The sequence below is a fragment of the Marinibaculum pumilum genome, assembly GCF_042646425.1.
Taxonomy (GTDB): Bacteria; Pseudomonadota; Alphaproteobacteria; order Ferrovibrionales; family Ferrovibrionaceae; genus Marinibaculum; species Marinibaculum pumilum.
Genome location: NZ_JBHRTR010000028.1, coordinates 694,662 through 719,851 on the forward strand (window position 1 = coordinate 694,662; position 25,190 = coordinate 719,851).

Annotated in this window: 21 protein-coding genes; 10 read left to right on the forward strand and 11 right to left on the reverse strand. The window is 71.0% G+C overall.

All coding sequences use genetic code 11. The features are described from left to right. Positions 1 to 71 precede the first annotated feature (71 nt). The 3 genes from ACFOGJ_RS15795 to ACFOGJ_RS15805 are packed head-to-tail and all read left to right on the forward strand — an operon-like array spanning position 72 to position 4,918. Entirely contained in the window at positions 72 to 2,150 is a 2,079-nt protein-coding gene (locus tag ACFOGJ_RS15795; protein WP_379902085.1) for a hydantoinase/oxoprolinase family protein, read from the forward strand. Positions 2,151 to 2,181: 31 nt separating this feature from the next. Beyond that, complete coding sequence (locus ACFOGJ_RS15800) at positions 2,182 to 3,999, forward strand: hydantoinase B/oxoprolinase family protein (RefSeq protein ID WP_379902087.1); 1,818 nt, start codon at positions 2,182 to 2,184, stop codon at positions 3,997 to 3,999. 19 nt (positions 4,000 to 4,018) lie between these two features. Beyond that, complete coding sequence (locus ACFOGJ_RS15805) at positions 4,019 to 4,918, forward strand: HD domain-containing protein (RefSeq protein ID WP_379902089.1); 900 nt, start codon at positions 4,019 to 4,021, stop codon at positions 4,916 to 4,918. Between the two features lie 169 nt (positions 4,919 to 5,087). Here ACFOGJ_RS15805 and ACFOGJ_RS15810 read toward each other — a convergent pair whose 3' ends face one another. The 5 genes from ACFOGJ_RS15810 to ACFOGJ_RS15830 all read right to left on the reverse strand — a co-directional run bounded on the left by ACFOGJ_RS15810 (position 5,088) and on the right by ACFOGJ_RS15830 (position 10,256). Next, positions 5,088 to 6,389 (reverse strand): GGDEF domain-containing protein, encoded by a 1,302-nt coding sequence (locus ACFOGJ_RS15810; RefSeq protein WP_379902090.1) that lies wholly within the window; start codon positions 6,387 to 6,389, stop codon positions 5,088 to 5,090. 16 nt (positions 6,390 to 6,405) lie between these two features. Beyond that, positions 6,406 to 7,251, reverse strand: coding sequence for a branched-chain amino acid aminotransferase (locus ACFOGJ_RS15815; protein ID WP_379902092.1), 846 nt, complete (start codon positions 7,249 to 7,251; stop codon positions 6,406 to 6,408). A 202-nt stretch (positions 7,252 to 7,453) separates the two neighbouring features. Next, on the reverse strand, positions 7,454 to 8,098 hold the full coding sequence (locus ACFOGJ_RS15820; protein ID WP_379902094.1) for a LexA family transcriptional regulator: 645 nt from the start codon (positions 8,096 to 8,098) through the stop codon (positions 7,454 to 7,456). Between the two features lie 192 nt (positions 8,099 to 8,290). After that, positions 8,291 to 9,379 carry a quinone-dependent dihydroorotate dehydrogenase gene (locus ACFOGJ_RS15825; RefSeq protein WP_379902096.1) on the reverse strand — a complete coding sequence of 363 codons (1,089 nt, stop codon included), beginning with the start codon at positions 9,377 to 9,379 and terminating at the stop codon, positions 8,291 to 8,293. A 25-nt stretch (positions 9,380 to 9,404) separates the two neighbouring features. Then, complete coding sequence (locus ACFOGJ_RS15830; RefSeq protein ID WP_379902098.1) at positions 9,405 to 10,256, reverse strand: fumarylacetoacetate hydrolase family protein; 852 nt, start codon at positions 10,254 to 10,256, stop codon at positions 9,405 to 9,407. 166 nt (positions 10,257 to 10,422) lie between these two features. On the opposite strand from ACFOGJ_RS15830, the gene ACFOGJ_RS15835 reads away from it, so the two are divergent. The 3 genes from ACFOGJ_RS15835 (at position 10,423) to ACFOGJ_RS15845 (ending at position 16,247) form a co-directional block, all read left to right on the forward strand. Then, positions 10,423 to 11,760, forward strand: a complete 1,338-nt coding sequence (locus ACFOGJ_RS15835) for an aminotransferase class III-fold pyridoxal phosphate-dependent enzyme (protein WP_449288589.1) — start codon at positions 10,423 to 10,425, stop codon at positions 11,758 to 11,760. 93 nt (positions 11,761 to 11,853) lie between these two features. Further along, positions 11,854 to 13,014 carry an efflux RND transporter periplasmic adaptor subunit gene (locus ACFOGJ_RS15840; RefSeq protein WP_379902100.1) on the forward strand — a complete coding sequence of 387 codons (1,161 nt, stop codon included), beginning with the start codon at positions 11,854 to 11,856 and terminating at the stop codon, positions 13,012 to 13,014. A gap of 17 nt (positions 13,015 to 13,031) precedes the next feature. Then, a complete protein-coding gene (locus tag ACFOGJ_RS15845) occupies positions 13,032 to 16,247 on the forward strand; it encodes an efflux RND transporter permease subunit (RefSeq protein ID WP_379902102.1) in 3,216 nt (1,071 codons plus the stop codon). Here the strand turns inward: ACFOGJ_RS15845 and ACFOGJ_RS15850 are convergent. After that, a complete protein-coding gene (locus tag ACFOGJ_RS15850) occupies positions 16,221 to 17,165 on the reverse strand; it encodes a ribose-phosphate diphosphokinase (RefSeq protein ID WP_379902104.1) in 945 nt (314 codons plus the stop codon). The two genes, ACFOGJ_RS15845 and ACFOGJ_RS15850, sit on opposite strands and share 27 nt — an antisense overlap. A gap of 321 nt (positions 17,166 to 17,486) precedes the next feature. Here ACFOGJ_RS15850 and ACFOGJ_RS15855 point away from each other — a divergent pair, with 321 nt between their 5' ends. Together ACFOGJ_RS15855 and ACFOGJ_RS15860 are read left to right on the forward strand one after the other, a co-directional pair. Then, complete coding sequence (locus tag ACFOGJ_RS15855; RefSeq protein ID WP_379902106.1) at positions 17,487 to 17,714, forward strand: hypothetical protein; 228 nt, start codon at positions 17,487 to 17,489, stop codon at positions 17,712 to 17,714. After that, a complete protein-coding gene (locus ACFOGJ_RS15860) occupies positions 17,711 to 18,874 on the forward strand; it encodes an epoxide hydrolase family protein (protein WP_379902108.1) in 1,164 nt (387 codons plus the stop codon). Before ACFOGJ_RS15855 ends, ACFOGJ_RS15860 begins: the two co-directional genes overlap by 4 nt. A gap of 7 nt (positions 18,875 to 18,881) precedes the next feature. Here the strand turns inward: ACFOGJ_RS15860 and ACFOGJ_RS15865 are convergent, their stop codons facing one another. From ACFOGJ_RS15865 to ACFOGJ_RS15885, 5 genes are all read right to left on the reverse strand, one after another. Next, positions 18,882 to 19,718: a class I SAM-dependent methyltransferase gene (locus ACFOGJ_RS15865; RefSeq protein ID WP_379902111.1), complete on the reverse strand. Its 837-nt coding sequence runs from the start codon at positions 19,716 to 19,718 to the stop codon at positions 18,882 to 18,884. A 171-nt stretch (positions 19,719 to 19,889) separates the two neighbouring features. Then, positions 19,890 to 20,642 carry a response regulator gene (locus ACFOGJ_RS15870; RefSeq protein ID WP_379902113.1) on the reverse strand — a complete coding sequence of 251 codons (753 nt, stop codon included), beginning with the start codon at positions 20,640 to 20,642 and terminating at the stop codon, positions 19,890 to 19,892. Positions 20,643 to 20,654: 12 nt separating this feature from the next. Beyond that, positions 20,655 to 21,266 (reverse strand): 2-hydroxychromene-2-carboxylate isomerase, encoded by a 612-nt coding sequence (locus tag ACFOGJ_RS15875; RefSeq protein WP_379902115.1) that lies wholly within the window; start codon positions 21,264 to 21,266, stop codon positions 20,655 to 20,657. A gap of 101 nt (positions 21,267 to 21,367) precedes the next feature. Continuing rightward, positions 21,368 to 22,723, reverse strand: coding sequence for a deoxyguanosinetriphosphate triphosphohydrolase (locus tag ACFOGJ_RS15880; RefSeq protein WP_379902117.1), 1,356 nt, complete (start codon positions 22,721 to 22,723; stop codon positions 21,368 to 21,370). A 30-nt stretch (positions 22,724 to 22,753) separates the two neighbouring features. Further along, entirely contained in the window at positions 22,754 to 23,185 is a 432-nt protein-coding gene (locus tag ACFOGJ_RS15885; protein ID WP_379902119.1) for a gamma-glutamylcyclotransferase family protein, read from the reverse strand. A gap of 179 nt (positions 23,186 to 23,364) precedes the next feature. On the opposite strand from ACFOGJ_RS15885, the gene ACFOGJ_RS15890 reads away from it, so the two are divergent. Together ACFOGJ_RS15890 and ACFOGJ_RS15895 are read left to right on the forward strand one after the other, a co-directional pair. After that, positions 23,365 to 24,564 carry an acyl-CoA dehydrogenase family protein gene (locus ACFOGJ_RS15890; RefSeq protein ID WP_379902121.1) on the forward strand — a complete coding sequence of 400 codons (1,200 nt, stop codon included), beginning with the start codon at positions 23,365 to 23,367 and terminating at the stop codon, positions 24,562 to 24,564. Then, a partial coding sequence (locus ACFOGJ_RS15895) for an MFS transporter (protein ID WP_379902123.1) occupies positions 24,548 to 25,190 on the forward strand: 643 nt, incomplete at its 3' end. The genes ACFOGJ_RS15890 and ACFOGJ_RS15895, both read left to right, overlap by 17 nt.

The following is a 25,190-nucleotide window of genomic DNA, read 5'->3' on the forward strand; positions in this document are numbered from 1 at the left end:
GATCTGCCCATCATCTGGGCAGACGGCGCTCCGGGCAGGGGAACGGGCGGCCCTGTCGTGACGGAGGGGGCATGAAGACTCGCATCTCGGTGGATACCGGCGGCACCTTCACCGACGTGGTGGTGTCGGACGAAGCCGGCCGGCAGTGGATCGGCAAGGCGCTGACCACGCCGGAGCGGATCTTCGACGGCATGCGGGCGGCGATCGACGTGGTGGCGGAGGATCTGGGCACCGATACCCGCAGCCTGCTGGGCACCACCGACCTGCTGATCTACGGCACCACCCGGGCGACCAACGCCGTCGTCACCGGCAACACCGCCAAGACGGCGTTCCTGACCACCCGCGGCTTCCGCGACACCCTGGTGCTGCGCGAGGGCGGCAAGTTCGACCCGCACGACTACAGCCAGGACTATCCCGACCCCTATATCCCGCGCCGCCACACCTTCGAGATCGACGAGCGGATCGGCGCGGGCGGCGAAGTGGTGACCCCGCTGTCGGAGGCGCAGGCGCGCGCGGTGCTGGAACAGGTCCGCGACCGCGGCTTCGGCGCCGTGGCGATCTGCCTGATCTGGGCGACGGTGAACCCTGCGCACGAGATCCGCCTGGCGGCGCTGGTGGAGGAGATCCTGCCCGGCATCCCCTACACCCTGTCGCACCGCCTGATCCCGATCGTGCGGGAATATCGCCGCGCCTCCGCCACCGCCATCGACGCTTCCCTGAAGCCGCTGATGCAGCGCCACCTGACGGAGATGGAGGCCGACCTGCGGGCGGCCGGCTATGCGGGGGAGGTGCTGATCAGCACCTCGATGGGCGGCTGCCAGCATGTGGCGGAGCTGGTGGAGCGGCCGATCCACACCCTGAAGTCCGGCCCGGCGATGGCGCCGGTGGCGGGCCGTGCCTACCGCATCATCGAGGGCCAGCCCGCCGACGTGATCGTCTGCGATACCGGCGGCACCACCTTCGATGTCGGCCTGGTGCGCGACGGCGAGCTGGTCCATACCCGCGACACCTGGATCGGCCGGCGCTGGATCGGCCATATGGTGGCGATGTCGACCGTCGACGTGCGCTCCATCGGCGCCGGCGGCGGCTCCATCGCCTGGATCGATGCCGGCGGGCTGCTGCGGGTCGGCCCGCAGAGTGCCGGCTCGGTGCCGGGCCCGGCCTGCTACGGCCGCGGCGGCGACCAGCCGACGGTCACCGATGCCGCGCTGGTGCTGGGCTTCGTCGACCCCGACTTCTTCAATGGCGGCCGCATGGCGCTGGACGTCGATGCCGCGCACCGGGTGATCGGCCGCCTGGCGGCGGCGCTGGGCAAGACCCCGGACGAGGCGGCGGCCGCGGTGATGACCATCGCCAACGAACTGATGATCAAGGCGATCCACGAGATCACGGTGAGCGAGGGGCTGAACCCGCGCGACAGCGTGCTGGTCGCCGGCGGCGGCGCCGCGGGCCTGAACATCGTCGCCATCGCCCGCGAACTGGGCTGCGACACGGTGATCCTGCCGAAGATGGCCAGCGCGCTCTCCGCATCCGGCATGCAGTTCTCCGACATCGTCTTCGAACAGACGCAGAGCTGTGTCACCCTGTCGGGCCGCTTCGACACCGACGGGGTCAATGCCGCGCTGGACCGGATCGGCGGCGAACTGGAGCGTTTCCGGCGGGAGCTGAAGGGCGCGCAGGGCTCCGAGAGCCGGATCGAGCTGTCGGTGGAGGCCCGCTACCAGTCCCAGGTCTGGGAGCTGTCGACCCCGCTGCCGGTGCAGCGCTTCGCCGGCCCGGAGGATGTGGAGAAGCTGGTGGAGGCGTTCCACAATGTGCATGACCGGGTCTATGCGGTCCGCGACGAGGGCAGCCAGGTGGAATGCGTGAACTGGAAGGGCCAGATCGCGATCCGCCTGGCGGAGCCGCCGCAGCCCAATGCTGCGCCGCCGGCTGCCAGGCAGGCGGTGCCCAGCGGCCACCGCGAGGTCTATTTCGCCACCACCGGCCGGGCGCCGGTGCCGATCTATCGCGGCGGCGACCTGGCACCGGGGGCGTCGGTCGCGGGGCCGGCGATCATCGAGGAGCCGACGACCACCATCGTCGTCGATCCCGGCGCCGCGGCGCGGGTCAGCGCCAGCGGCAACTACATCCTGAGCGCCGCCGGCTGAGGCGGCGCATCCGAGGCCGAGGAGAGCTTCCATGAGCGACGGTCAAGACACCGGCAGGGGCGCGGCGGAGATGGACCCGGTGCAGGTCTCCGTCATGGCCAACCGGCTGGACGGCATCGTGCGGGAAATGACCAACACCCTGCTGCGTGCCGCACGGTCGGCCGTGATCTCCTCCGCACGGGACTTCTCCTGCTGCATCGTCACCGGCGACAACCGGCTGCTCGCCTCCGCCGAGGGGCTGCCGGTGCACATCTTCGGCTGCCATGTCCAGACCGAGAACATGTGCCGCTACCATGAGGGCGACATCCGGGAGGGCGACGCCTATCTGGACAACGACCCGTATGGCGGCAACACCCACCCGGCCGACCATACCTTCATGGTGCCGGTGTTCTTCGAGGGCGAGCATCTGTTCACCACGGTGGCCAAGTGCCACATGGCCGATATCGGCAATTCGATCCCGTCCAGCTATTTCGCGCGCGCGACAGACGTCTACCACGAGGGCGCCCTGGTCTTCCCCGGGGTGCGGATCCAGCGCGACTTCCGCAACGAGGCCTCGGTGGAGCGGATGTGCCGTTCCCGCATCCGTGTGCCGGACCAGTGGTACGGCGACTATCTGGCCGGGCTGGGCTCCGCCCGCATCGCCGAACGCCGGCTGAAGGCGTTCTGCGAGAAGTATGGCGGGAAGACGGTGAAGGCCTTCATCGAGGCCTGGTTCGACTATTCGGAGCGGCGGATGGCGGATTCCATCGCCCGCCTGCCGAAGGCGAGCCTGGTGAACAGGGGCCGCTCCGACCCGCTGGAGGGGATCGTCGACGACGGCCTGGAACTGACGGTGAAGGTGGATATCGACCCGGCCGAGGGCCGCATCCATGTCGACCTGCGCGACAATCCCCCTTGCGTCGATTGCGGCCTGAACACCAGCCGCTCGGCGGCCACCAGCGCCGTGGTCGGCGCCATCTTCAACAGCCTGGACAACGATATCCCGCGCAATGCCGGGTCGTTCCGCCGGCTCGGCTTCGACTATGCCGACAATTCCGTCGTCGCGGCGCCGGTCTTCCCGCATTCCTGCTCCACCGCCACCACCAATGTGGCGGAGCGACTGGTCAACATCACCCAGTCCGCCTTCGCGCAGCTGGGCGACGGCTTCGGCCTGTCGGAGGGCGGTACCGGGCTCGGCACCGGCATGGCGGTGCTGTCCGGCCGCGACGACCGCCGCGGCAACGCGGCTTACGTCAACCGCATGATGCTCTCCACCAATGGCGGGCCGGCCAGCCCGCAGGCCGATGGCTGGGTGAACTATGCGATCCCGGTGATCGCCGGGCTGATGTACCGCGACAGCGTGGAGATCGACGAGCTGAAGCATCCCTTCCGCATCACCGAGCTGGGGCTGGTGACGGATTCCGCCGGTGCCGGCCGTCGCCGCGGCGCCCCGGCGCAGACCATCAGCTATACCCCCACCGGCAACCCGGTGACGGTGGTGATCCCCTGCGACGGGCAATACGCGCCGCCGCGCGGCGTGGTCGGCGGCCGCGACGGCACGCCGGGATCGACTCACCTGGTCAGCGCCAATGGCGAGGCGGAGAAGCTCCCGAACGTGGTGACCGTGCAGCTGCAGAAGGGCCAGACGATCCGCGGTCGCGATTCCTCCGGCGGCGGCTATGGCGACCCCCTGACCCGGGAGCCGGAGCGGGTGCTGAAGGACGTTCTGGAAGGCTGGGAGAGCCCGGAGAAGGCGCGCGACGTCTATGGCGTGGTCTTCACCGGCGCGATCGACGATGACAGCCTGGCGGTCGACCCGGCGGCGACCGAGGCCCGGCGCGCGGAACTGGCGGCGGTGGCCGCCGAATAGGCGGGCCGCGCCCTTCGCCATGGCCTTCCCGATCCCGGACCTGACCCGGGCGCTGGTCTTCGCCGCGGAGGCGCATGCCAACCAGCGCCGCAAGGGCGCCGCGCAGGAACCCTATGTCAACCACCTGCTGGAGGTGATGGACCTGGTCGCCCAGGCCACGGGCGGCGAGGATCTGGATCTTCTGCTGGCCGCCCTGCTGCACGACGTGGTGGAGGATACCTCGGTGACCGCGGGCGATCTGGCGGAGCGGTTCGGGCCGCGGGTCGCGGACATCGTGTCGGAGGCCTCCGACGACATGACCCTGCCGAAGTCGGAGCGCCGGGTGCGGCGCATCGCGGGCATGCCCCACAAGTCGCCGGAGGCGCGGATGGTGAAGATCGCCGACGCGATCTCCAACCTGCGGGCGATCGCGGAATCGCCGCCGGCCGGCTGGGGGCTGGACCGCCGCCAGGGCTATCTGGAAGGCGCCCGCGCCCTGATCGATGCCGCCCGCGGCACCAACGCCTGGCTGGAGCAGCGTTTCGACCGCACCGCAGCGGTGACCGCGGAGGCGATCGGCCTGAACGCGCCCGGCGATCCGATGGTCGAGCATCCGGCGATCCGGGAACTGCAATCCAGCATCGGCCAGCCGGTCCATATCGTCTACCTGGCCAATACCGGCGGGCGGGATTTGGGCGCGGCGGAGATGGACCGGTTCTGCGAGGCGGCGGCGGCGCAGTTTCCCTCCGTCACCGTGCAGGAGGCACAGGCGGTGTTCGAGGGGCGCCGCCGGTCGATCCTGCTGGCCCGGATCCGCTCCGATTCCACCGATGCGGTGGTGGCCTTCGCGCAGCGCCTCTGCCTGCAGTTCGACCAGGCCTTTATCGGCCTGGAGGTCGGTGGCCGGTACGTCCGGATCTACAGCGACGATACCGGGTGAGCGGGGCCGCCCGGTGCATGCACCCCAGTGACCGTCGTTCCCGGCCTTGAGCTGGGAACCCATTGCGCCGGTGTGACCGTCGCGCCATGGGCTGCCGGCCGCGCAGCCTGTCCGCGGCTTGCGGAATTGATGGCCGGCTCAAGGCCGGCCATAACGAAGCGGGTGCCTCCTACGCGCTCGCCACCCTGTTGCCGCCGGCGGCTTCCGCCTCCCGCAGGGCGGCCTCGGCGTCGGTGACGACATGGTCCAGGCCGCGGCCGTCCTTGTCCTCCGCCACGCCGACGGAGACGGTGACCTGGAAGCGGCCCTCCGGCAGCGGCACCTGGGTGGAGCCCAGGGTGCCGCGCAGCCGTTCCGCCATCAGCACCGCGCTCTGGCCGCGCTTCGGGGTCAGCCAGACGCAGAAGCGGCTGCCGCTCCAGCGGCAGGGCGGGACCTCGCCGCGCTCGGTTTCCGCGATCGCGCGGCCGATCGCCGCCAGGGTCGCGTCGCCGCCCTTGAAGCCGTAATAGCCGTTGATCTCCCGCAGCTCGTCGACGGAGATCACGGCGATTGCGCAGGGCACGGCGCCGGCCTCCAGCCGCTGGCGATAGAGCGCCCGCGCCGTCGACAGGAAATGCGCCCGTGTGGCCAGGCCCGACACGGCATCCACCGTGGTCGCGCGGATCAGCCGGTCCTCCAGCCGCCCGCGCTCGTTCACCTCCTCCGCCAGGGCCTGGGCGACCCGGCGGTCGGCCTCCTCGCCCACCTCGGCCTCCGCGCGCTCCCAGATCTGCCCCTCCAGCGCCTGTAGGTCCAGGCGGCGCAGCAGCATCAGGGCGAGCAGAAGCAGCCAGAGCGCGGCGAGCACCGCATAGGGCAGAAGGGAGCCCGCCATCGGATCGGCCGGATCGATGTCGGCGACCAGGTCGAGTTGCAGCCAGGCCAGCGCCGGCAGCGCGCCCGCCAGTCCCAGCGCCAGGGCGGGACCGGGCGCCGGACGGAGCAGTAGGGCCAGGGCCGCGATCGCCACCACCAGGCCGGCCAGCGCGGCCGCCATGGGCTGGACGTCATGGTCCAGCAAGTCGGCGAGACCGATGGCCAGGCCTGCCGCCGCCAGCAGTGCGGCGCCTGCGGCCAGCCCGACGCGCACCAGGCGTGGCGCGGCGGCCGCAAGGGCCGCCTCCAGGACCGCCAGGGCCAGCACGGCGGGGGCCAGCAGCATCGCCAGGCGGGCGAGCAGGGCGGGCAGGGTGCCGGCTGCGGCCTCGCTGGCATCCGCCATCCCCTCTGCCGGGGCAATGGCGGTCGACCATGCTGCCGGGATGCCATGCAGGGCGCCCCAGAAGCCGGCCCCCGCCACCACGCCCGCGATCAGGAGCGGCCAGCCCCGGCGGCCATGTCCCAGCACGGCGGCGAACAGCCCCGCCGCCGCCAGGCTGGCAGCGCAGCCGAGCAGAAGGGACAGGATCAGCTCTTGAGTGAGGGCCATGCGCGGATCCGGGGGCTCACATCACCGGGCAGGACTCGGAATAGGTGAAGTACATCTCCCGTGCCTTGCGGAAGACCGGGCCGGGCTGCAGCTCGCGCGCCTCGAACCGGGTTACGGGGATCACCTTGCCGTAATTGCCGGTGGTGAAGATCTCGTCGGCCGCGTTCAGGTCGTCCACGGTCACGGCGCGCTCCTCCACGGTGATCCCGGCGCTGCGCAGCAGATCGGCAACCCGCGCCCGGGTGATGCCGGCCAGGAAGGTCCCGTTGTCGGCGGGGGTCACGGCCATGCCGCCCCGGACCAGCCAGATATTGGCGGTGGCGAGTTCGGCGACATTGCCATTGGCGTCCAGCATCACGGCCGAGTCGAAGCCGCGCTCGCGCATCTCCTGCAGGGCGCGCTGGCTGTTCGGATAGAGACAGCTGGCTTTCGCATCGGTCGGCGCCATGTCGCGCGCCGGCCGCCGGAAGCGGGAGACCGCGCAGCTCAGGCCGGTCGGCTCCGGCAGCGGCGCCTCGTGCAGCATCAGGGTGAAGTCGGTGGACCCCGGTTCCGGCATCACGAAGCCGTTGCGGGCGAAGAACATCGGCCGGATATAGAGCTGCGCCGCCTTGGGGAATTTCCGGATCCCCTCGCGGCAGAGCTCGGCGATGCGGTCCGCATCGACCTCCGGATCCAGCAGCATCGAGCGGGCGGAGCGCACCACCCGCTCGCAATGCAGGTCCAGGTCCGGCGCCAGCCCGTCGAACGACCGTGCACCGTCGAACACCACGGTCGACATCCAGAAGGCATGGTCGGCCGGACCGGTCAGCTTCGGGTTCTCGTCGGTCCATTGCCCATCGTAGTAGAACAGAGCGCTCATGCCTGTTGCCCGACCTCCTGACTCGCCTGCCTGACAGCCCGTTTGCAGATCGCCCGGACCGGCCATGACCGGCCGGCCGCGACGATTCTTGTTGCAGCATACATAAAGACGCTGTCCTGCGCAGGTCGAACAGATGGTCGCAGCGGAGGCAGGAGAGCGGGAGGGTCGGGCCGGGGCGCCAGGGGAAGGTGCAGGGTCAGGGTCAGTGCCAGGACTGGACGATGCGGGCGTGCCAGGTCACCGCGTCCAGCGGCCATTCCTCCACCGGGCCGGCCAGCGAGAGCGGCATGACGGAAATCCGCCGCTCCGACATCCAGTCCAGCTGGCGGGCCACCAGCGGGCCGTCCTTGATCCGCATCAGCAGCCGGTCCCCGGACCGGATCGGCGCGCGCGGCGAGGCGAGGATCCGGTCGCCGCGACGATAGACCGGCCGGAAACGGTCGTCGAAGATCTCCAGGCAGAAGGCGTCAGGGTCGTCCAGGTCCGGGACCGGCGTCTCGTACCAGCCGGTGCCGCTGGGCCGGCCGTCGGAATCGAAGGCGAGCGCCAGCCGTCCGGGATCGGCCGCCAATGTCCGGAACCGGGGTCGGCCGGATGGTGCCGCCGGTTCTTCCCGCACCAGTTGCAGGAAATCCTCCAGCCCCAGGCCGCTGGCCCGGAGCGCCTTGCTCAGGCTCTCCGTCGAGGGCCAGCGCGGCTTGCCGTTCGGCGACACGCGCTTGCTGCGGTTGAAGGTGGTCGGGTCGAGGCCGGCGCGCCGCGCCAGGCCGGACGGCGAGCAGCCGGTCCGTTCCGCCAGCCGGTCCACGGCCAGCCAGATCGCCTCATGCGTCAGCCGGTCCTGCATCTGTCCCTGCCAGCTGGCATCCGTCCCAGCCCCGCTGTGCCGGTTCCCGGTGGGCGTCGAATGCCGCCAGGTCCGGAGATGCGATTCCGGCATCCCCCTGCCGGAATTCAGCGGTTCTTGTTTAGCGAACCGCGATGCTTCCGTCCATCGCGACACAGGCCGTGGCCGAAAATCGTGATGGAAACCGGCGGGTCACAGGGTTTCGCCGCGGGCAATCGCAGCGGCATCGCGGCCGATGGCATCGCAAATCCGGGCATGCCCGTCCGCGCGCAGCCGGGCGGCGAGGTCGAGCAGGATCGCGGGGACCAGGGCGGGGCCGCGATAGGTCAGGGCGGTATAGAGCTGCACCAGGCAGGCGCCGGCGCGGATCTTGGCATAGGCATCGGCGCCCGAGGCGACGCCGCCGCAGCCGATCAGCGGCAGGTCGGGGCCCAGCTGCAGCCTCAGCCGGGCCAGCAGGGTCGTGCTCTGGGCGAAAAGGGGCGCGCCGCTCAGCCCGCCTTCCTCCGTCGCATGCGGGCTGCGCAGCTCCGGCGGCCGGCGGCGGGTCGTATTGCCGACCACCAGTCCGTCGGGGCGGGTCGCCTGCACCGCCTCGACGATCGCTGCCTCGTCCGCCGCCGTCAGGTCGGGGGAGACTTTGACCAGGATCGGCACCCGGCGGCCCCCGAGTTCGCTTTCGGCGACTGCATTCCGCACCGCCGCCACGGCTTCTGCCACGGCGTCGGCGGACTGCATGGATTCCCGCAGCCCCGCGGTGTTGGGCGACGAGATGTTGATCACCAGGAAATCGGCATCGGCGGCAACCGCGCGGGCGCAGAGGGCATAGTCGCGGGCGGCACTCTCCGACGTCTTGTTCTTCCCCAGGTTGACGCCAAGGGGGCCGTGCCGGCCGCGCCGCGCCAGGCGCCGGGCGAAGACCTCGCGGCCGACGGAGGCGAAGCCGATGCGGTTGATCAGCGCGGCATCCGCCGCCAGCCGGAACACGCGCGGCTTCGGATTGCCGGGCTGTGGCTCCGGCGTCACGCCGCCGGCCTCGGCAAAGCCCAGGCCCAGGCCGAACACGCCGTCGCAGGCCTGGGCATGTTTGTCCAGGCCGGCCGCGGTGCCCAGCGGGTTGGCAAAGTCCAGCCCCCAGATCCGCTGCGCCAGGATCGGGTCGGCCCGCCCCGGCACCGCCCGGTGGGGCGGCAGCCGGGCGATCAGCGGCAGGGTCAGGGCATGCGCCGTTTCCGGCGGCAGGGCGGCCAGCAGCGGCCGCAGCAGCGGGAACAGGTCCATCGGAAGGATCGTCCCTGGCCGCGGCTCAGTCCTCTGCAACAACCGGGTTGCTGAGGGTGCCGATGCCGGTCACCTCGATCTCCGCGACGTCGCCCGGGCGCATCCAGACCGGCGGCTTGCGGGAGGCGCCGACGCCGCCCGGCGTGCCCGACGAGATCACGTCGCCCGGCAGCAGCTCCGCCCATTGCGAGATATAGGCGATGACCTTCGGGATCTTGTGGATCATCAGCGAGGTGTCGGCATCCTGCAGCACCTCGCCGTTCAGGCGGGTGGTCAGGTGCAGGGCATGCGGGTCCGGGATCTCGTCCGCGGTGACCATCCAGGGGCCGAAGCCGCCGGAGGCCTTGAAGTTCTTGCCCGGCGTGTACTGGGTGGTGTGCTGCTGGAAGTCGCGCACGCTGCCGTCGTTGTAGATCGAATAGCCGGCGACATGGGACAGGGCCTCGGCTTCCGCGATATGGCGGCCCGGCTTGCCGATGATCACCGCCAGCTCGCCCTCATAGTCGAACCTCTCCGACAGCTTCGGGCAGACCAGCGGGCTGCCATGGCCGACCTGCGACGAGGGCACCCGCAGGAACAGCACCGGATAGGCGTCGGCCGGGAACTTGCCCATCTCCGCCTGGTGGTCGGCATAGTTCAGGCCGACGCAGACGATCTTGTCCGGATTGCCGATGGGCGGCAGCAGGGTGACGCCGTCCAGCGGCAGCTTCGGGGCGTCGGCCGCGGCCGCGGCGACCCGGTCGAAAGCGCCGGCGGCGATCACCGCCTTCAGGTCGGGCAGCGCGGCGGCGAGCGCGGCGCCGCAATCGGCGACCTGGCCGCCGGTGACAATCCCGTAGCTCGTCCGGTCCTGGATCGCGAACGTGGCCAGCTTCATCGCCTTCCTCCCCTGCAAATGGCCCCGCAGGCAGCGATTGCCGGCCTTCGGGGGGCTCCCCTATAGTGCGCGCTTGCTTTTCGCGCCTTTGCGGGCGGGGATCAACCTCAATGCAGGCGCCGGGGGCGGAGGTCCGCCCGGTGGCGCGTCAGGACGGAGTGGCAGCATGTCGATGCCGGAGGCGGCGAACGCGAACTTCGCCAACAACCTGGAAGCCTTCTGGATGCCGTTCACCGCGAACCGGCAGTTCAAGGCCAATCCCCGCATGTTCGTGGGCGCCAAGGATATGCACTACACCACCGCGGACGGCCGCCAGATCCTGGACGGCACCGCCGGCCTCTGGTGCGTGAATGCCGGCCATGGCCGGCCCCGCATCGTGAAGGCGGTACAGGACCAGGTGGCGGAGATGGACTATGCCCCCGCCTTCCAGATGGGCCATCCGAAGGCGTTCGAGCTGGCGGCGCGCCTGTCGGCGCTGATGCCGCAGGGGCTGGACCATGTCTTCTTCACCAATTCCGGCTCCGAATCCGTCGACACCGCGCTGAAGATCGCGCTGGCCTACCAGCGGGCGATCGGCCAGGGCACCCGCACCCGCCTGATCGGGCGGGAGCGCGGCTATCACGGGGTCGGCTTCGGCGGCATCTCGGTCGGCGGCATCGTCAAGAACCGGGCCGTGTTCGGCCCGCTGCTGGCGGGCACCGACCATATCCGCCACACCCACGACCCGGCGCGCAACGCCTTTACCCGCGACGAGCCGGAGCATGGCGCGGAACTGGCCGACGACCTGGAGCGGCTGGTGGCGCTGCATGACGCCTCGACCATCGCCGCGGTGATCGTGGAGCCGGTGGCCGGCTCCACCGGCGTTCTGATCCCGCCGAAGGGCTATCTGAAGCGGCTGCGGGAGATCTGCGACCGGCACGGCATCCTGCTGATCTTTGACGAGGTGATCACCGGTTTCGGCCGTTTGGGCCGCGGCTTCGCCACCGAATATTTCGACGTGGTGCCCGACCTGATGACGACGGCGAAGGGGCTAACCAACGCCACCGTGCCGATGGGCGCCGTGATGGCCTCGAAGACCATCTACGACGCCTTCATGGACGGGCCGGAGAACATGATCGAGCTGTTCCACGGCTATACCTATTCCGGCCATCCGGTCGCCGCGGCGGCGGGCCTTGCCACCCTCGACGAGTACAAGGAGGAGGGGCTGTTCGAGCGGGCGGACGAGCTGGCGCCCTACTGGGCGGACGGCATCCACTCCCTGAAGGGCGCGCCGCATGTCATCGACCTGCGCAACCTGGGCCTGATCGGCGGCATCGAGCTGGAATCGATCCCCGGCAAGCCGACCGCGCGGGCCTTCGACGCCTTCCTGCGCTGCTATGACGCCGGCGTGCTGATCCGCACCACCGGCGACATCATCGCCCTGTCGCCGCCGCTGATCATCAGCAAGGGCCAGATCGACCAGATCATCGATACCATCGGCACGGTGCTCAAAGAGGTCGCCTGACCTCGGGCTTCGGGGCGTGACGCACCGCCTTCCGGCTTGCTTGCCGGACATATCGGTCCATATCCGCTTTCCGATATGTCCAGCAGGCTCCGCATGGCGGCCGCCGGTGCGGTTGCCCTCATCCTTGCAGCCCCGCTTCTCGCGGCGCCTGCCGTCGCGCAGGAACGCGGCCAGGAGCGCCTGGCGCCTGTCGACGTGGTCGAGGTGCGCGAGGCGCCGATCGTCCGCCCGGTCGCCCTGAGCGGCAGCCTGACGTCGCCGCGCCGGGCGGAGCTGTCGCCCGCGATCGCCGGCCTGGTGCAGGCGCTGCACGTGGAGATCGGCGACCGGGTCGCCGCCGGCGACCTGCTGCTGCAGCTGGACCGCGACCTGGAACGGCTTACCCTGGACCAGGCACAGGCCGCCGTGCGGGAGGCCGAGGCCGACCTGGCGGAAGCCAACCGCCGGCTGGAGGTCGGGCGGCGCCTGGCGGAACGGCGCAGCCTGCCGGAGAACGAGGTCGACACCCGCGCCGCCGTCGTCCGGATGGCGCGTCATCGCCTGGCCCGGCTGGAGGCGGAGGCCGCCTACGAGGCCGGCCGCCTGGACCGTCACGACCTGCGGGCGCCCTTTGCCGGCGTGATCGCCGAGCGCCACGCGGAACTCGGCGAATGGGTCGAGCCGGGCGATAGCCTGATGCACCTCGTCGCCGTCGACGGCCTGCTGATCGACGCGCCCGTGCCGCAGGACGTGATGCCGCGAATCGGCCCCGGCAGCACTGTGATGGCGCGCTTCGACGCATTGCCGGGCCGTGAAGTGCCCGCCCGGATCCGCACCCTGGTGCCGGTCAGCGATCCGCGCAGCCGCAGTGCCGTGCTGCGGGTCGTGCCCGACCTGACGCCGGACATGGGTGTGGTGCCCGGCATGTCGGCCACCCTCGACCTGCGCCCGCAGACCGGCGCAACGGGATCGGTCGTGCCGCGCGACGCCCTGCTGCGGCATCCGGACGGACGGGTCACCCTCTGGGTGGTGGAGCCGGCCGACGGAGAGAATGCTGCCACCGTCCGCGAGCAGCGGGTCCGCACCGGCCTGCAGTTCGACGGCCTGGTGGAACTGCGCGAAGGTCCGCCGCCGGGCACGCAGGTGGTCGTCCACGGCAATGAGGGTCTGCGTCCGGAGCAGCAGGTGCGGATCCGCGAGACCGGCCCGGCACCGGCCAGCGAAGCGGCGCCGGAGCCCCTGTCCGGCTCCTCCGGCCCGCCGGCCGGCGGCTGACCCGACGCGACCGACCGATGTTCGAGGCCATCGTCCGCCGCGGCACCCTGATGACGGTCGCCGTCCTGGTGGTTGCGGTCCTGGGCGCCGTCGCGGCCCTGCGCATCCCGGTGCAGATGATCCCCGACCTGGAGGTGCGCACGATCTCCGTCCTGACCTCCTGGCCGGGGGCCACGCCGCAGGACGTGGAGAAGGAGATCCTGATCGAGCAGGAGGAATATCTCCGCACCATCCCCAGCCTGCAGCGCCTGCTGGCCACCGCCTCCTCCGGCACGGCGGAGATCGAGCTGGAATTCCCCTTCGACACCGACATCACCGACAAGCTGATCGAGGTGTCGAACGCCCTGAACCAGGTGCCCTCCTATCCGGAGAATGTCGACCAGCCGCGGATCTACGCCACCTCATTTTCCGCCAATTCGTTCATGTACTACCGGGTCTCGCCGCTGGCGGGGAATCCGCGCGGGCTGGACATGAACATGATGCGCGACTTCGTGGACGACGAGGTCCGCTCCCGGATGGAGAATGTGCCCGGCGTGTCCCGGGTCGGCGTCGGCGGCGGTGCGGAGCGGCAGGTGCAGGTGCGCCTGGACCCCGACCGCCTGGCGGCCCGCAGCCTGACCGTAGCTGCGGTGCGCGACGCGCTGGCGGCCCGCAACCGCGACATCTCCGGCGGCGAACTGGAGGCGGGCAAGCGGCGCTACCTGCTGCGCACCATCGGCCGTTTCGACGACCTGGACGATTTGCGCCGGATGATCGTGGCGCAGCGCGGCGATACGGTGATCCGGCTGGAAGAGGTGGCGGAGGTTGCGCTCGGCCATTACGAGATCCGCGAGCGGAACTTCGTCGACGGGCAGCCGGTGATCAGCCTGTCGGTGCGGCGCGAGAGCGGCTCCAACGTCATCGCCATCAAGGAGGCAATGCAGGAGGCGGTCGCCCGCATCGACGCCGAGGTGCTGCGCCTGGCCGGCATGCGGATCGACCTGACCGCCGACGATGTCGTCTATGTCGAGGCGTCGGTCCGCAATGTCTGGATCAACCTGGGCATCGGCGCGGTGCTGGCGACCCTGGTGCTGTTCCTGTTCCTGCGCTCGGTGCCGGCCACCCTGGTCGGGGTGATGGGCATCCCGCTCTGCACCCTGGCGGCGTTCCTCGGGCTGCTGCTGGCGGGGCGGACGATCAACGTGATCTCGCTGGCCGGCGTCGCCTTCGCGATCGGCATGACCCTGGACAATTCGATCGTGGTGCTGGAGAGCATCACCCGCGAGCGCCAGCAGGGGCGCGACCGGCTGCGCGCCGCGGTGGCGGGGGTGGCCCGGGTCTGGCCGGCCGTCATGGCCTCCACCCTGACCACGATCCTGGTCTTCGTGCCGATCGTCTTCATCGAGGAGGAGGCCGGGCAGATCTATTCCGACATCGCCATCGCGGTCGCCGCCTCGGTCCTGGCGTCGATGCTGGTGGCGGTGGCGCTGGTGCCGACCGCGGCCGCACGGGTGGAACTGGCCCCCCGCGGCGGCGAAGACGGACTCGGCGCACGCCTCGGCCGAGCTGTGGCGCGCGGCATCGAGGCCCTGATCGCGGGGCCGGTGCGCCGGATCGCGGTGATCCTGGGCACCGCGGCGGCCAGCGCCTTCGTGATCCTGGTGCTGACCCCGCCGGCGGAATACCTGCCGGAGGGCGAGGAGCCGAAGATCTTCGCCTCGATGACGGCGCCGCCCGGCTACAACCTGGAGACCATGACCGGGATCGGCATGGCGCTGCAGGACCGCTTCCTGCCCTTCGTCGGCGGCGATCCGGCTGCCTTCGAGGCGGGCGAGACGGCGGTGCCGCCATTGGCCTATCTGAATCTCGGGATCGCCCCGCAGAGCCTGCGCGTGATCGCGGAGACGGTGGATCCCGACCAGATCGACGCGCTCGCCGATGCCCTGACCGCCTGGTACGAGAGCTGGCCCGGCATGCGCGCCTTCGCCGCCCGCGGCTCCATCATCACCAGCAATGACGGCGGCACCCGCAGCGTCAACCTGGACATCTCCGGCCCGGCCCTGGCGGAGGTCTATGCCGTCGCCGCGGCCGCCTATCGCCGGGCGGAGGAGGTGTTCGACAATCCGCGGGTGCAGGCCAATCCGCCCACTTTGTCGCTGTCGCAGCCCCTGGTGGAGGTGCGGCCGGACTGGCGGCGCGCGGCGGAGATGGGGCTGGATGCCGGCGAGATCGGCTTCCTGGCCGCCGCCCTGACCGACGGCGCCTATGCCGGTGAGTTCTTCCAGGACGACGACAAGATCGACATCTTCTTCTACAGCGGCGGCGCGCCGGGTGCGGCCCCAGCGGCGGCTGTGGCCGGCGGCGAGGGCAAGGGCATCGCGCTGGACCGGCTGGGCGACCTGCCGATCCTGACCGGCGACGGGACCACGGTGCCGCTGTCGGCACTGGCGCGGATCGTCGAGACGGTCGACACCAGCGTGATCCGGCGGCTGGACGGCAGCCGCACCGTCACCCTGAACGTGATCCCGCCGCAGGACGTGCCGCTGGAGACCGGCGTGCAGCGGGTGCGGGACGAAATCGTGGCGCATCTGCGCGAGAGCGGCCAGGTGCCCGCCGGCGTGACCATCGACATCTCCGGCGCCAGCGACCAGCTGGACGCCACAAGGGACGCGCTGTCGCAGAACTACCTGGTGGCGGTGGCGATCATCTACCTGCTGCTGGTAGCGGTCTTCACCCATTGGGGCTGGCCGCTCTTGATCATGGCGACGATCCCGCTGGGCATCGCCGGCGGCATCGTCGGGCTGGCGCTGCTCAACCTCGCCGGCGCCGCCCTGCCGGCATTCGGGCTGCAGCCGATCCACCAGCCGTTCGACATGATCACGATGCTGGGCTTCCTGATCCTGATGGGCACCGTGGTCAACAACCCGATCCTGCTGGTGCATACCGCGATGGACCGGCTGCGCGACGGCGCGGCGGATGCCCGCGCGGCGGTGCGCGAGGCGGTGGACTCGCGGCTGCGGCCGATCGCCATGTCCTCGCTGACGACGATCTGCGGCCTGGCGCCGCTGGTGCTGGTGCCCGGCGCCGGGACGGAGCTCTATCGCGGCGTGGGCGCGATCGTGATGTTCGGCATCCTGGGCGCCACCCTGGTCACCCTGACCTTCCTGCCGGCCCTGACCGTCTTCGTCCTGGGCTGGGCGGAATCGCCGCGGGCGAAGTCCCGGTCGTCAGCGGAACAGGCTGGAGATGCTTGAGCCGGTGTGGATGGCCTGGATCGCACTGGCGAACAGCTGCGAGACCGAGCAGATCTCGATCCTGTCGATATGCTTTGCCGGGGAAATCGGGATCGTGTCGGTGACGACGAGGGAGGACAGGGGCGAGGCGGCGATCCGCGCCGTGGCATCGCCGGACAGCACCGGATGCACGGCGGCGGCTTCGACGGAGACGGCGCCCCGGTCCAGCACGAACGCCGCCGCCTCGATCAGGGTGCCGCCGCTCGCGATCTCGTCGTCCACGATCAAGGCCCGCTTGCCCTTTACGTCGCCGATCAGGTGCACCGCGCGCGGCTTCTCGTCATCGCCGTCGCGGCGCTTGTCGACGATGGCGATCGGCAGGTTCAGCCGGTTGGCATAGCCGCCGATCTCCTTCGCCTCGCCGACATCCCCGGCGACCAGGACGTAGTTCTCCAGGTTCCTTGTGCCGCGCAGATGGTCGCAGAGGATCGGCGCGGCCTTCAGCTGGTCGACCGGGACCCGGAAGAAGCCCTGCACCTGCGGGGCATGCAGGTCCATCGTCAGGACACGGTCGGCGCCTGCGGTCTCCAGCAGGTCGGCCATCAGGCGGGCGGTGATCGAGATCCGCGGCTTGTCCTTCTTGTCGGACCGCGTATAGGGGAAATAGGGCAGCACCGCCGTGATCCGCCGCGCCGAGGCATGCCGGAGCGCGTCGATGGTGATCAGCAGCTCCAGGATCCCGTCGGACACCGGCGGACAGGACGGCTGGATGACGAAGACATCGGCCTCGCGGACATTCTCCATGATCTGAACCATCAGGTTCTCGTTGGAGAAGCGGGTCAGCCTGGTCTTGCAGATGGCGACGTCCAGATGAGCGCAGACCTGCGCGGCGAATGCCGGATGGGCCGAACCGCCGATAATGCGGATGGAATTGGCCATGCGCTCGTTCCTCTCCTGGCAACCGGGTCGCAGCGGAGCCGTTCGTCTGGGAGCTTTGGGGGGTGACAACTCCCGTCAATCGTGACGGCGCTTGCGTGGTGATCCGGCCGCAGCGTCGCGCTGAAGGGGGCCTGCCGCCCTGGTCAGCCAGGCATCTTCTTCGGGATCAGTAGCACGCCATCCAACCCCTCGAAATGCCGCCGGAGGCATCAGTACCGGTCGTCCCGGTCGCGATAGCCCCGCGGGTCCGCGCCGCGCGCCAGCCCCGGCAGGTCGTCGAGTTCCGGGACCGGGACCAGGAGCACGCTCCTGCCCTAGGGGATGAAGGCGAATTTCTGCCCGGCATTCCAGTCCATTGCGCTGCGGACCGATTTGGGGATCGAGATCTGGAAGCTGCTCGAGAGGGTAGCGATCTCGCTTTTCGACATGACAGGCCTCCTGTCGATCACCGGCTGGCAAAACGTTCCATCCCCGGCCGGCCTGATTGCAAACGACGCCTACGGATGCAGGATCGGCGCGACGACGACGCCGGAGGGGAGCCAGAGATGAACGACAGCGCCACGATCCGCCCGTTCCGCATCGCCGTGCCGGAGGCGGAGCTGGCCGACCTGCGCCGCCGGCTGGCCGCCACCCGCTGGCCGGAGCCGGAAACCGTCGACGACTGGAGCCAGGGCGTGCCGCTGGCCTATGCGCAGGACCTGGCCCGCTATTGGGCGGACGATTATGACTGGCCGGCCCGGGAAACGGCGCTGAACCGGTTCCCGCAATACCTGACGGAGATCGACGGCCTCGACATCCATTTCATCCACCGGCCCTCGGCCGAGCCAGGGGCGCTGCCGCTGCTGATCACCCACGGCTGGCCCGGCTCGGTCGCGGAGTTCCGGCATGTCGTCGAGCCGCTGGCCGATCCGGTCGCCCATGGCGGCCGGGCGGAGGATGCCTTCCATGTCGTCTGCCCCTCGCTGCCGGGCTACGGCTTTTCGGGCAAGCCGGCGGCTGCCGGATGGGGAGTGGAACGGATCGCCGCCGCCTGGGACACCTTGATGGCGCGGTTGGGCTATGACCGCTACGGCGCCCAGGGCGGTGACTGGGGGGCCGCCGTCACCACCGCGCTCGGCCGGCGCGGCGGCGCCTGCATCGGCATCCACACCAACATGCCGCTGGGCCGCCCGGACGAGAGGGCGAAGACGGCACCCAGCGCAGCCGATCAGGCCGCCCTCGCCGCCGCGAAGCACTATCGCGACTGGGATTCCGGCTATTCGAAGCAGCAGGCCACCCGGCCGCAGACCCTGGGCTATAGCCTGGTGGATTCTCCGGTCGGCCAGATGGCCTGGATCGTCGAGAAGCTCTGGGCCTGGACAGACTGCGCGCGCGACGGCGTCCGGCATCCGGAGAACGCACTCGACCGCGACGAGATGCTGGACAATGTGATGCTGTACTGGCTGACCCGGGCCGGCGCCTCCTCCGCCCGGCTGTACTGGGAGAGCTTCGGCGGCATGGCGGGTGACGGCCCGGTGACGGTGCCGGCCGGCATCGCCGCCTTCCCGAAGGAGATCCTCAGCCGGCCGCGCAGCTGGTGCGAAGGGCTCTACACGAACATCACCCGCTGGACGGAAATGCCGGCCGGCGGCCATTTCGCCGCCTGGGAGCAGCCGGCGGCGCTGGTCGCCGATATCCGCGCCTTCTTCGCGCCGCTCAGGCAGGGCTGACCGGTCCTCAGCCCCTCCGCGCCACCATCATCACCGGCTCGATCTGGTGGTCCTCCAGCGCGGCGAGATAGTTGGCGAACTTCTCCGCCGCATTGGCCCCGGTCAGCTGGTGCAGGCCCAGCGGCGGTGGGCCGCCGGCCGCCTGCGCCCGTGCGAAGGCGACGCGGAAGAACTCGATCGCGAAGGCGCGCAGATTGTCTTCCGCCGTCACCGACAAGCCGGCGGCGTCCAGCAGCATGCGGGTCTCCGCCGGCGTATGCAGGACGCTCGTGTCCGGCGTTTCCGCCCAGGGCACCGGATAGCGCATGCCGTCGCCCGGCCCCTTCATCACGTCGAACAGGCAGAGCGGCGCACCCGGCGCCAGGACCCGCGCCAGCTCGCCGTAGAAGGCGTCGCGGTCGGCGACGTTCATTGCGACGTGCAAGGTCACCGCGGCGTCGAAGGCGCCGTCGCGGAACGGCATCTGCGTGACGCTGCCGTGGTGGAAGTCGCAGACCGACGACAGCCCCATCCGGCCGGTCAGGGCGCGCGCCGTCTCCACATAGTCGGGGGTGAGGTCCAGCCCGGTTGCACGACAGCGATAGTGGGTGGCCAGGGTCCGGGCGGTGCCGCCGATGCCGCAGCCGGCATCCAGGACATGCATGCCGGCCGCCAGCGGCAGCATCGACAGGGCCCAGAGGGTGGTGGCCCTGCCGGCGGTGTGGAACTCGTCCACCGGCGCCAGGTCCTCTGGGGTGGGATGGTCGGGATCGGCGCCGGCGGCGCGCAGCCCGGCGAGGATCGTGTCCAGCAGGCCGGGACGGCCGTAATGGGCGGCGACCGCGCCTTCCAGATGCGTCGTCATGCAAGCCTCCGCCCCGGTGACGCGCATGGTCGCGACCGGGCTTTTCGTTGCAGTCCGTCGCAGCCATGGCCTTGGGCGGGGGTCTGATGCGCCCCTTGCGGTTTCATCTAGGGCGGGCTGCCCCCCGATGCAAACTGATGGGGCAAACCGCCGGCGCCGCGCGCCGGCAGCTCAGTAGCGCGCCATCAGCGCCTCGACCGCCGCATCGGCCAGCTCCGGCACGGTCTGCGCCAGCAGGCGGGCGCGGTCGGTATCGCCGGCGGCGCAGGCCGCCTCGATCCCTTCCAGGGCGCGGGCCAGATAGCGCGCACCGAAGGAATGGGAGGCGCTCTTCAGCGCATGCGCCTGCCGTTCCAGGGTCTGCCAGTCCTCGGCCGCCAGGGCGTCGGCGATCTTGGGGCCGCGGGTCCGTACCTCGGCGACGAAGGTGCCGACCAGGCTCGGCAGGATCTCCGGATCGGTCTGCTCGGCCAGCAGGGTCAGCGCGAAATCGTCGATCGGGTCGTCGTCGCCCGCCGCCTGCGCATTGCCGGCGCCCGGCGGATGGCGCCGCATCCAGCGCTGCACGATGGCCAGCAGGTCCTTCGGCAGGATCGGCTTGGTCAGGTAGTCGTCCATTCCGGCGGCCAGGCAGCGTTCGCGGTCCCCCGGCATGGCATGGGCGGTGACGGCGAGCACCGGGACGCCGCTGCGCGGCGGCGGCAGCCGGCGGATCTCCCGCGTCGTGTCCAGCCCGTTCAGGCCCGGCATGGAGACGTCCAGCAGCACCAGGTCGTAGTCCCGCGCGGCCATCGCCTCGACCACGGCGCGGCCGTCATCGGCCAGGTCGACGTCATAGCCTTCCCTGCGCAGCAGGGCGGCGGTGACTGTCCGGAAGGTCTCGTTGTCGTCGCCGACCAGGATGCGCGGGGGCATCGCCTGCATTGCCGCCTCCGCTCAGGCCGCGCCGCGCTGCTCGAGCGCGCGGTCCAGGAAATCGACCCGGTCCTGCCCCCAGAACAGCTCGCCGCCCAGCATGTAGGTCGGTGCACCGAAGACGCCGGCGGCGATCGCGGCCTGGGTCTCCTTCTCGTACAGGCTCTGGATCTCCGGGGTCGCGGCCTGCTCGACCAGATGGGCGCCGTCCAGGCCCAGCTCGTTGGCGCGCCCGGCCAGGGTGGAGAGGGCGGACAGGTCGCCATCCTCCAGCCAGAGCAGGGCCTGGAAGGAATGCGCCAGGTCCAGCACCTTCTCGGCATCGGCGCCGCCTTCCCGCGCCGCCAGCACGGTCCGGTTCGCCAGGGAATCGTCCACCGGGAAATGCTTTGGCTCCAGCACCAGATCCACCTCCCGGAAGGCGCGCCAGCGCCGCAGTTCGACAAGGCGGTAGGCCTGGCGCTCCGGCGCGCGCTTCGGCAGCGGCAGGCCGCCGGTGGCGGGGAAGATCGTGCCGTAGCTGACAGGGTGGCAGACGATCGCGGCGCCGTGCCGGCGGGCCGTCTCTCGCAGCGGCGCCAGCCCCAGGAAGCTCCAGGGCGATGCGCAGGTGAAGAAATAGTCGATCTGCATGGTCCCTCCGCGCCGCCGGCTGGCGGTCCCGTGATGAAAGCAGCCCCGCCGGCCGGCCGCCAGTCCGGCAAACCGCCGCAGCGACCGGCGGGTGGCTCCAGCTAGAGCCGGATCAGCCCCTTCAGCCGCCGGAAGGTCGCCAGGGCGTAGGAGTCGGTCATGCCGGAGACATAGTCGGTGACCCGCAGCAGCCCCTCGTACCGGTCGACTGCGCCCTGCGCCGCCCCGTCCGGCAGCAGGTGCATCAGCGCTTCCGAGCGCGGCGACAACCGTTCGCCGCGCTCGGTCTGTACCATTGCATCGGTGGCTGCCGCCAGCAGCGCTTCGAGGATCTCCGCGCCGCCGATCTCCACCTCGTAGCGTTCACGGGTCTGGAAGATCCGCTCGCGGGTCAGTTGTTCGATCTGCCGCAGCACCGGCGCCGACGGGGTGAGCGAGACGAGGTCGTCGCGGAACCGGCCGGCCAGGATCTCCGCCTCGTTGTCGAGGAAGACCGAGGTGGCGTCGTCGATCAACTGCCCGATCGCCTTCGCCCGCAGATAGGCGAGCCGCTGCGACGGCTCGTCGATCTCCCGGTAGCGCGGCGGGAAGCCGCCGACCAGCGGCTGCAGCAGTTCCTCCGCCGTCTCAAAGGGAATGCGGCCCAGCTTGTAGCCATCCTCCAAGTCGACGACCCGGTAGCAGATGTCGTCCGCCGCCTCCAGCAGATAGGCCAGCGGGTGCCGGCCCCAGCCGCCGCCGGGGCGCGGCGGCAGGCCGACCTCCGCCGCGACCTCGGCGAAGCTGTCGCGGTCGGCGGCGAAAAAGCCGTGCTTCTTCAGGGCGCAATCGCCCGGGTCTGCGGCATTCGCCGGTTCGAGCAGGGCGGGACGCGGATATTTCATGAATGCCGCCAGGGTGGCGCAGGTCAGGCGCAGGCCGCCGGCCCCCTTCCAGCCCTGCAGACGGGTCAGCACCCGGAAACCCTGGGCATTGCCCTCGAACGCCTCGAAGTCGCGTGCCTGTGCGGCCGGCAGGGGCGACAGAAGGTCCGCGCCGGCGCCACGGCCGAACCAGTGCTGCATCGTCGCCTCGCCGAAATGGCCGAAGGGCGGGTTGCCGATGTCATGCGCCAGGCAGGCGGCGGAGACGATATGGCCGAATTCCGCCGCCGTGACCGCATCCAGAGGGCCGCCCTGGTGGCGGATGTCGGGCTGGCGCTGCAGCACCGTCTCCCCCACCGCGGCGCCCAGGGAGCGGCCGACGGAGGAGACCTCCATCGAATGGGTCAGCCGGGTGCGGACATAGTCGGTCTCCGGCAGGGAATGGACCTGGGTCTTGTCCTGCAGCCGCCGGAAGGCGGAGGAAAAGACGACCCGGTCCCAGTCCTTCTGGAACGGGTTGCGGGCGGCGGTCACCGGCTCCGTGGCGGCGGGATGCGTGAACCGCCGGGGCGACAGCAGCTGCGCCCAGTCCATCAGCGGTCCCCCGTCCCGCACCGGCCGCGGTCAGCGCAGCGCATCGAGGGCCGCCAGATAGTCTGCCGGAAAGCCATGCGCGCCGGCGGCGGCGCGGACCGTGTCGAAATAGGGCTGCCTGGGCGGCCCGGGGCGCTGGTCGGTGGCGATGTAGACCAGGGCGCGGCGCTCCCGCTCGCCATCCGCTGCGATGGCCAGGACCGGCCGGTCGTGCTTCGCGTAGTGGCCGACGGACACCCCTTCATAGCCGTCCAGCGATGCCTCGCAGGCACGGGTCAGCGCCCAGAGCACGCCATGCACGCAGCCGGCATCGTCGGGCAGGACCGTGGAAACGCCGCGCCGGTTGATGCCGAATCGGTGCCGCGGCAGGCGGGCCAGGCCCAGGCAGCGCGCCGCCGGGCAACGCTTCGCCATCGCCGCGAAGTCCATGTTCATGCCATAGGCGAAATAGATCCGGTTCATGCCAAGCCTTGCGATCCGTGCCGTCCCTCTGCCCGCCGGATGCGGCCCCGCGCCATGCGCGCCGCACCGGGGCCGTCCGTGCTGTTGCGGCGTCCCGCTCCGGTGTTGAACATAGGCCAGAACGCCGGAGAAGGCAGTCACGGCCGTCTGCCAACATGCCGGCCTGCTGGGGGAATGTCATGAGTGCAAGCTGGCCCGACCCGGTCGCCGCTGCCGCCTTGCGGTCGGCGGATATCGCCGCCCGCGCGCCGGAGATCGAGGCCGCGCGCCGCCTGCCGGCGGATCTGGCGGCTTCCCTGTCCGCCGACGGGCTGATGCATCTGTTCCTGCCGGCGGCCTGCGGCGGGCCGGAAGTGCCGCCGGCGCACGCCCTGGCAGCGATCCGCGCCCTGGCCCAGGCGGATGGCGCCACCGGCTGGTGCGCCATGATCGCCTCGACCTCGGCACTGACGGCCGCCTATCTGCCGCCAGACGCGGCGGCGCGGATCTTCGCGCCGGCGACTGGCGGTCCGGGCGCAGGCGGGCCGCCGATCGTCGGCGGCGTCTATGCGCCGTTCGGGCGCGCCCGGCCGGACGGCGCGGCGGGCCATCGCCTCACCGGCCGCTGGCCCTGGGCCTCCGGCAGCGCCAACTGCCGCTGGCTGCTGGGCGGTGCGCTGGTGGCGCCGGACGACCGGCAGGCGCGGGATGCATCGGCCGGCAGGCGGCCGGAGATGCGGCTGTTCCTGTTTCCGGCGGACCAGGCGCGGCTGCACGACACCTGGGACGCGGCCGGGCTCTGCGGCACCGGCTCCGGCGATATCGAGGTGGCCGATATCGCGGTGCCCGCCGGCCACAGCCTCTCCCTGACCGGCGGCCGGCCGATGGTCGACACGCCGCTCTATGCCTTCCCGATCTTCGGCCTGCTGGCGCTGGGCGTGGCTTCGGTCGCGATGGGCATCGCCGCCGGTGCGCTGGCCGACCTGAAGGCGCTGGCGCAGGCGAAGCGGCCGCAGGGTTCCCGCCGCAGCCTGGCCGAACGGCCGCATGTGCAGGCGGAGGTTGCCGCCTGCGAGGCGGAATGGCAGGCGGCGCTCGCACTGATCGAGGCCGTCGTGGCGGAGGCCTGGGACACTGCCGAAACAGGCGCCGGCGAACTGACCGTCGACCATCGTGCCCGGCTGCGGCTGGCAGCGGTCCATGCCACCGGCACGGCGGAGGCGGTGACCGGGCGGATGTACCGCCTGGCTGGCGGCAATGCCGTGTTCCGCAGCCATCCGCTGCAGCGCCGCCTGCGCGACGTGAACACCGCCACCCAGCATGTCATGGTCACCCAGCCGGTTCTGGAAACCGTCGGCCGGGTGCTGCTGGGGCAGGAGGTGGATGTCGCCGAACTCTAGCCCGCCGCCTGCCGCCATGCCGCCGCTCGGCGCGCCGCGGGGCACCGCGCTGCGCCTGGGTGCCTTCTACGGCGCCATCTTCGCCTTCATCGGCGTGCAGCTTCCGTTCTGGCCGGTCTGGCTGAAGGCGCAGGGGCTGGACCCGGCCGCGCTCAGCCTGGTCCTGTCGGCCCCGGTCTGGCTGCGCCTGGCGATGCCGGCGGTGGCGCCATGGGTGGACCGCAGCGGCCTGCGGCGCCAGGCGATCGTCGCCGGCATGTGGCTGTCGGTCGCCGCCCTGGCGGCCTTCGCCCTGGTCACCGGCTTCTGGCCGCTGCTGATCGTGTCGGTCTGGCTGGGCCTGGTCTTCGGCCCGCTGGTGCCGCTGGCTGACAACCTGACCATGCTGCATGTCTATGCCTGGAACCTGGACTATGGCCGGATCCGGCTCTGGGGATCGGTGACCTTCATCCTGGCCAATCTGGGCGCCGGTGCGCTGCTGGGCGACTTCCCGGTCGACGTGATCCTGTACCTGCTGCTGGCGCTGGCGGTGATCGGCGGGCTGATCGCGCTGGCCCTGCCGGCCGCCCCGGATGCCGCCGCGCGACCGCAGGCCGCCGCTTCAGCGGCGGGGCCCGCGCCCCCCC

What these genes read in the sequence shown, in the direction of transcription:
- ACFOGJ_RS15795 (WP_379902085.1), top strand. Translation starts at nt 72, where the DNA reads ATGAAGACTCGCATCTCGGTGGATACCGGCGGCACCTTCACCGACGTG.
- ACFOGJ_RS15800 (WP_379902087.1), top strand. Translation starts at nt 2,182, where the DNA reads ATGAGCGACGGTCAAGACACCGGCAGGGGCGCGGCGGAGATGGACCCG.
- ACFOGJ_RS15805 (WP_379902089.1), top strand. Translation starts at nt 4,019, where the DNA reads ATGGCCTTCCCGATCCCGGACCTGACCCGGGCGCTGGTCTTCGCCGCG.
- ACFOGJ_RS15810 (WP_379902090.1), bottom strand. Translation starts at nt 6,389, where the DNA reads ATGGCCCTCACTCAAGAGCTGATCCTGTCCCTTCTGCTCGGCTGCGCT.
- ACFOGJ_RS15815 (WP_379902092.1), bottom strand. Translation starts at nt 7,251, where the DNA reads ATGAGCGCTCTGTTCTACTACGATGGGCAATGGACCGACGAGAACCCG.
- ACFOGJ_RS15820 (WP_379902094.1), bottom strand. Translation starts at nt 8,098, where the DNA reads ATGCAGGACCGGCTGACGCATGAGGCGATCTGGCTGGCCGTGGACCGG.
- ACFOGJ_RS15825 (WP_379902096.1), bottom strand. Translation starts at nt 9,379, where the DNA reads ATGGACCTGTTCCCGCTGCTGCGGCCGCTGCTGGCCGCCCTGCCGCCG.
- ACFOGJ_RS15830 (WP_379902098.1), bottom strand. Translation starts at nt 10,256, where the DNA reads ATGAAGCTGGCCACGTTCGCGATCCAGGACCGGACGAGCTACGGGATT.
- ACFOGJ_RS15835 (WP_449288589.1), top strand. Translation starts at nt 10,423, where the DNA reads ATGTCGATGCCGGAGGCGGCGAACGCGAACTTCGCCAACAACCTGGAA.
- ACFOGJ_RS15840 (WP_379902100.1), top strand. Translation starts at nt 11,854, where the DNA reads ATGGCGGCCGCCGGTGCGGTTGCCCTCATCCTTGCAGCCCCGCTTCTC.
- ACFOGJ_RS15845 (WP_379902102.1), top strand. Translation starts at nt 13,032, where the DNA reads ATGTTCGAGGCCATCGTCCGCCGCGGCACCCTGATGACGGTCGCCGTC.
- ACFOGJ_RS15850 (WP_379902104.1), bottom strand. Translation starts at nt 17,165, where the DNA reads ATGGCCAATTCCATCCGCATTATCGGCGGTTCGGCCCATCCGGCATTC.
- ACFOGJ_RS15855 (WP_379902106.1), top strand. Translation starts at nt 17,487, where the DNA reads ATGAAGGCGAATTTCTGCCCGGCATTCCAGTCCATTGCGCTGCGGACC.
- ACFOGJ_RS15860 (WP_379902108.1), top strand. Translation starts at nt 17,711, where the DNA reads ATGAACGACAGCGCCACGATCCGCCCGTTCCGCATCGCCGTGCCGGAG.
- ACFOGJ_RS15865 (WP_379902111.1), bottom strand. Translation starts at nt 19,718, where the DNA reads ATGACGACGCATCTGGAAGGCGCGGTCGCCGCCCATTACGGCCGTCCC.
- ACFOGJ_RS15870 (WP_379902113.1), bottom strand. Translation starts at nt 20,642, where the DNA reads ATGCAGGCGATGCCCCCGCGCATCCTGGTCGGCGACGACAACGAGACC.
- ACFOGJ_RS15875 (WP_379902115.1), bottom strand. Translation starts at nt 21,266, where the DNA reads ATGCAGATCGACTATTTCTTCACCTGCGCATCGCCCTGGAGCTTCCTG.
- ACFOGJ_RS15880 (WP_379902117.1), bottom strand. Translation starts at nt 22,723, where the DNA reads ATGGACTGGGCGCAGCTGCTGTCGCCCCGGCGGTTCACGCATCCCGCC.
- ACFOGJ_RS15885 (WP_379902119.1), bottom strand. Translation starts at nt 23,185, where the DNA reads ATGAACCGGATCTATTTCGCCTATGGCATGAACATGGACTTCGCGGCG.
- ACFOGJ_RS15890 (WP_379902121.1), top strand. Translation starts at nt 23,365, where the DNA reads ATGAGTGCAAGCTGGCCCGACCCGGTCGCCGCTGCCGCCTTGCGGTCG.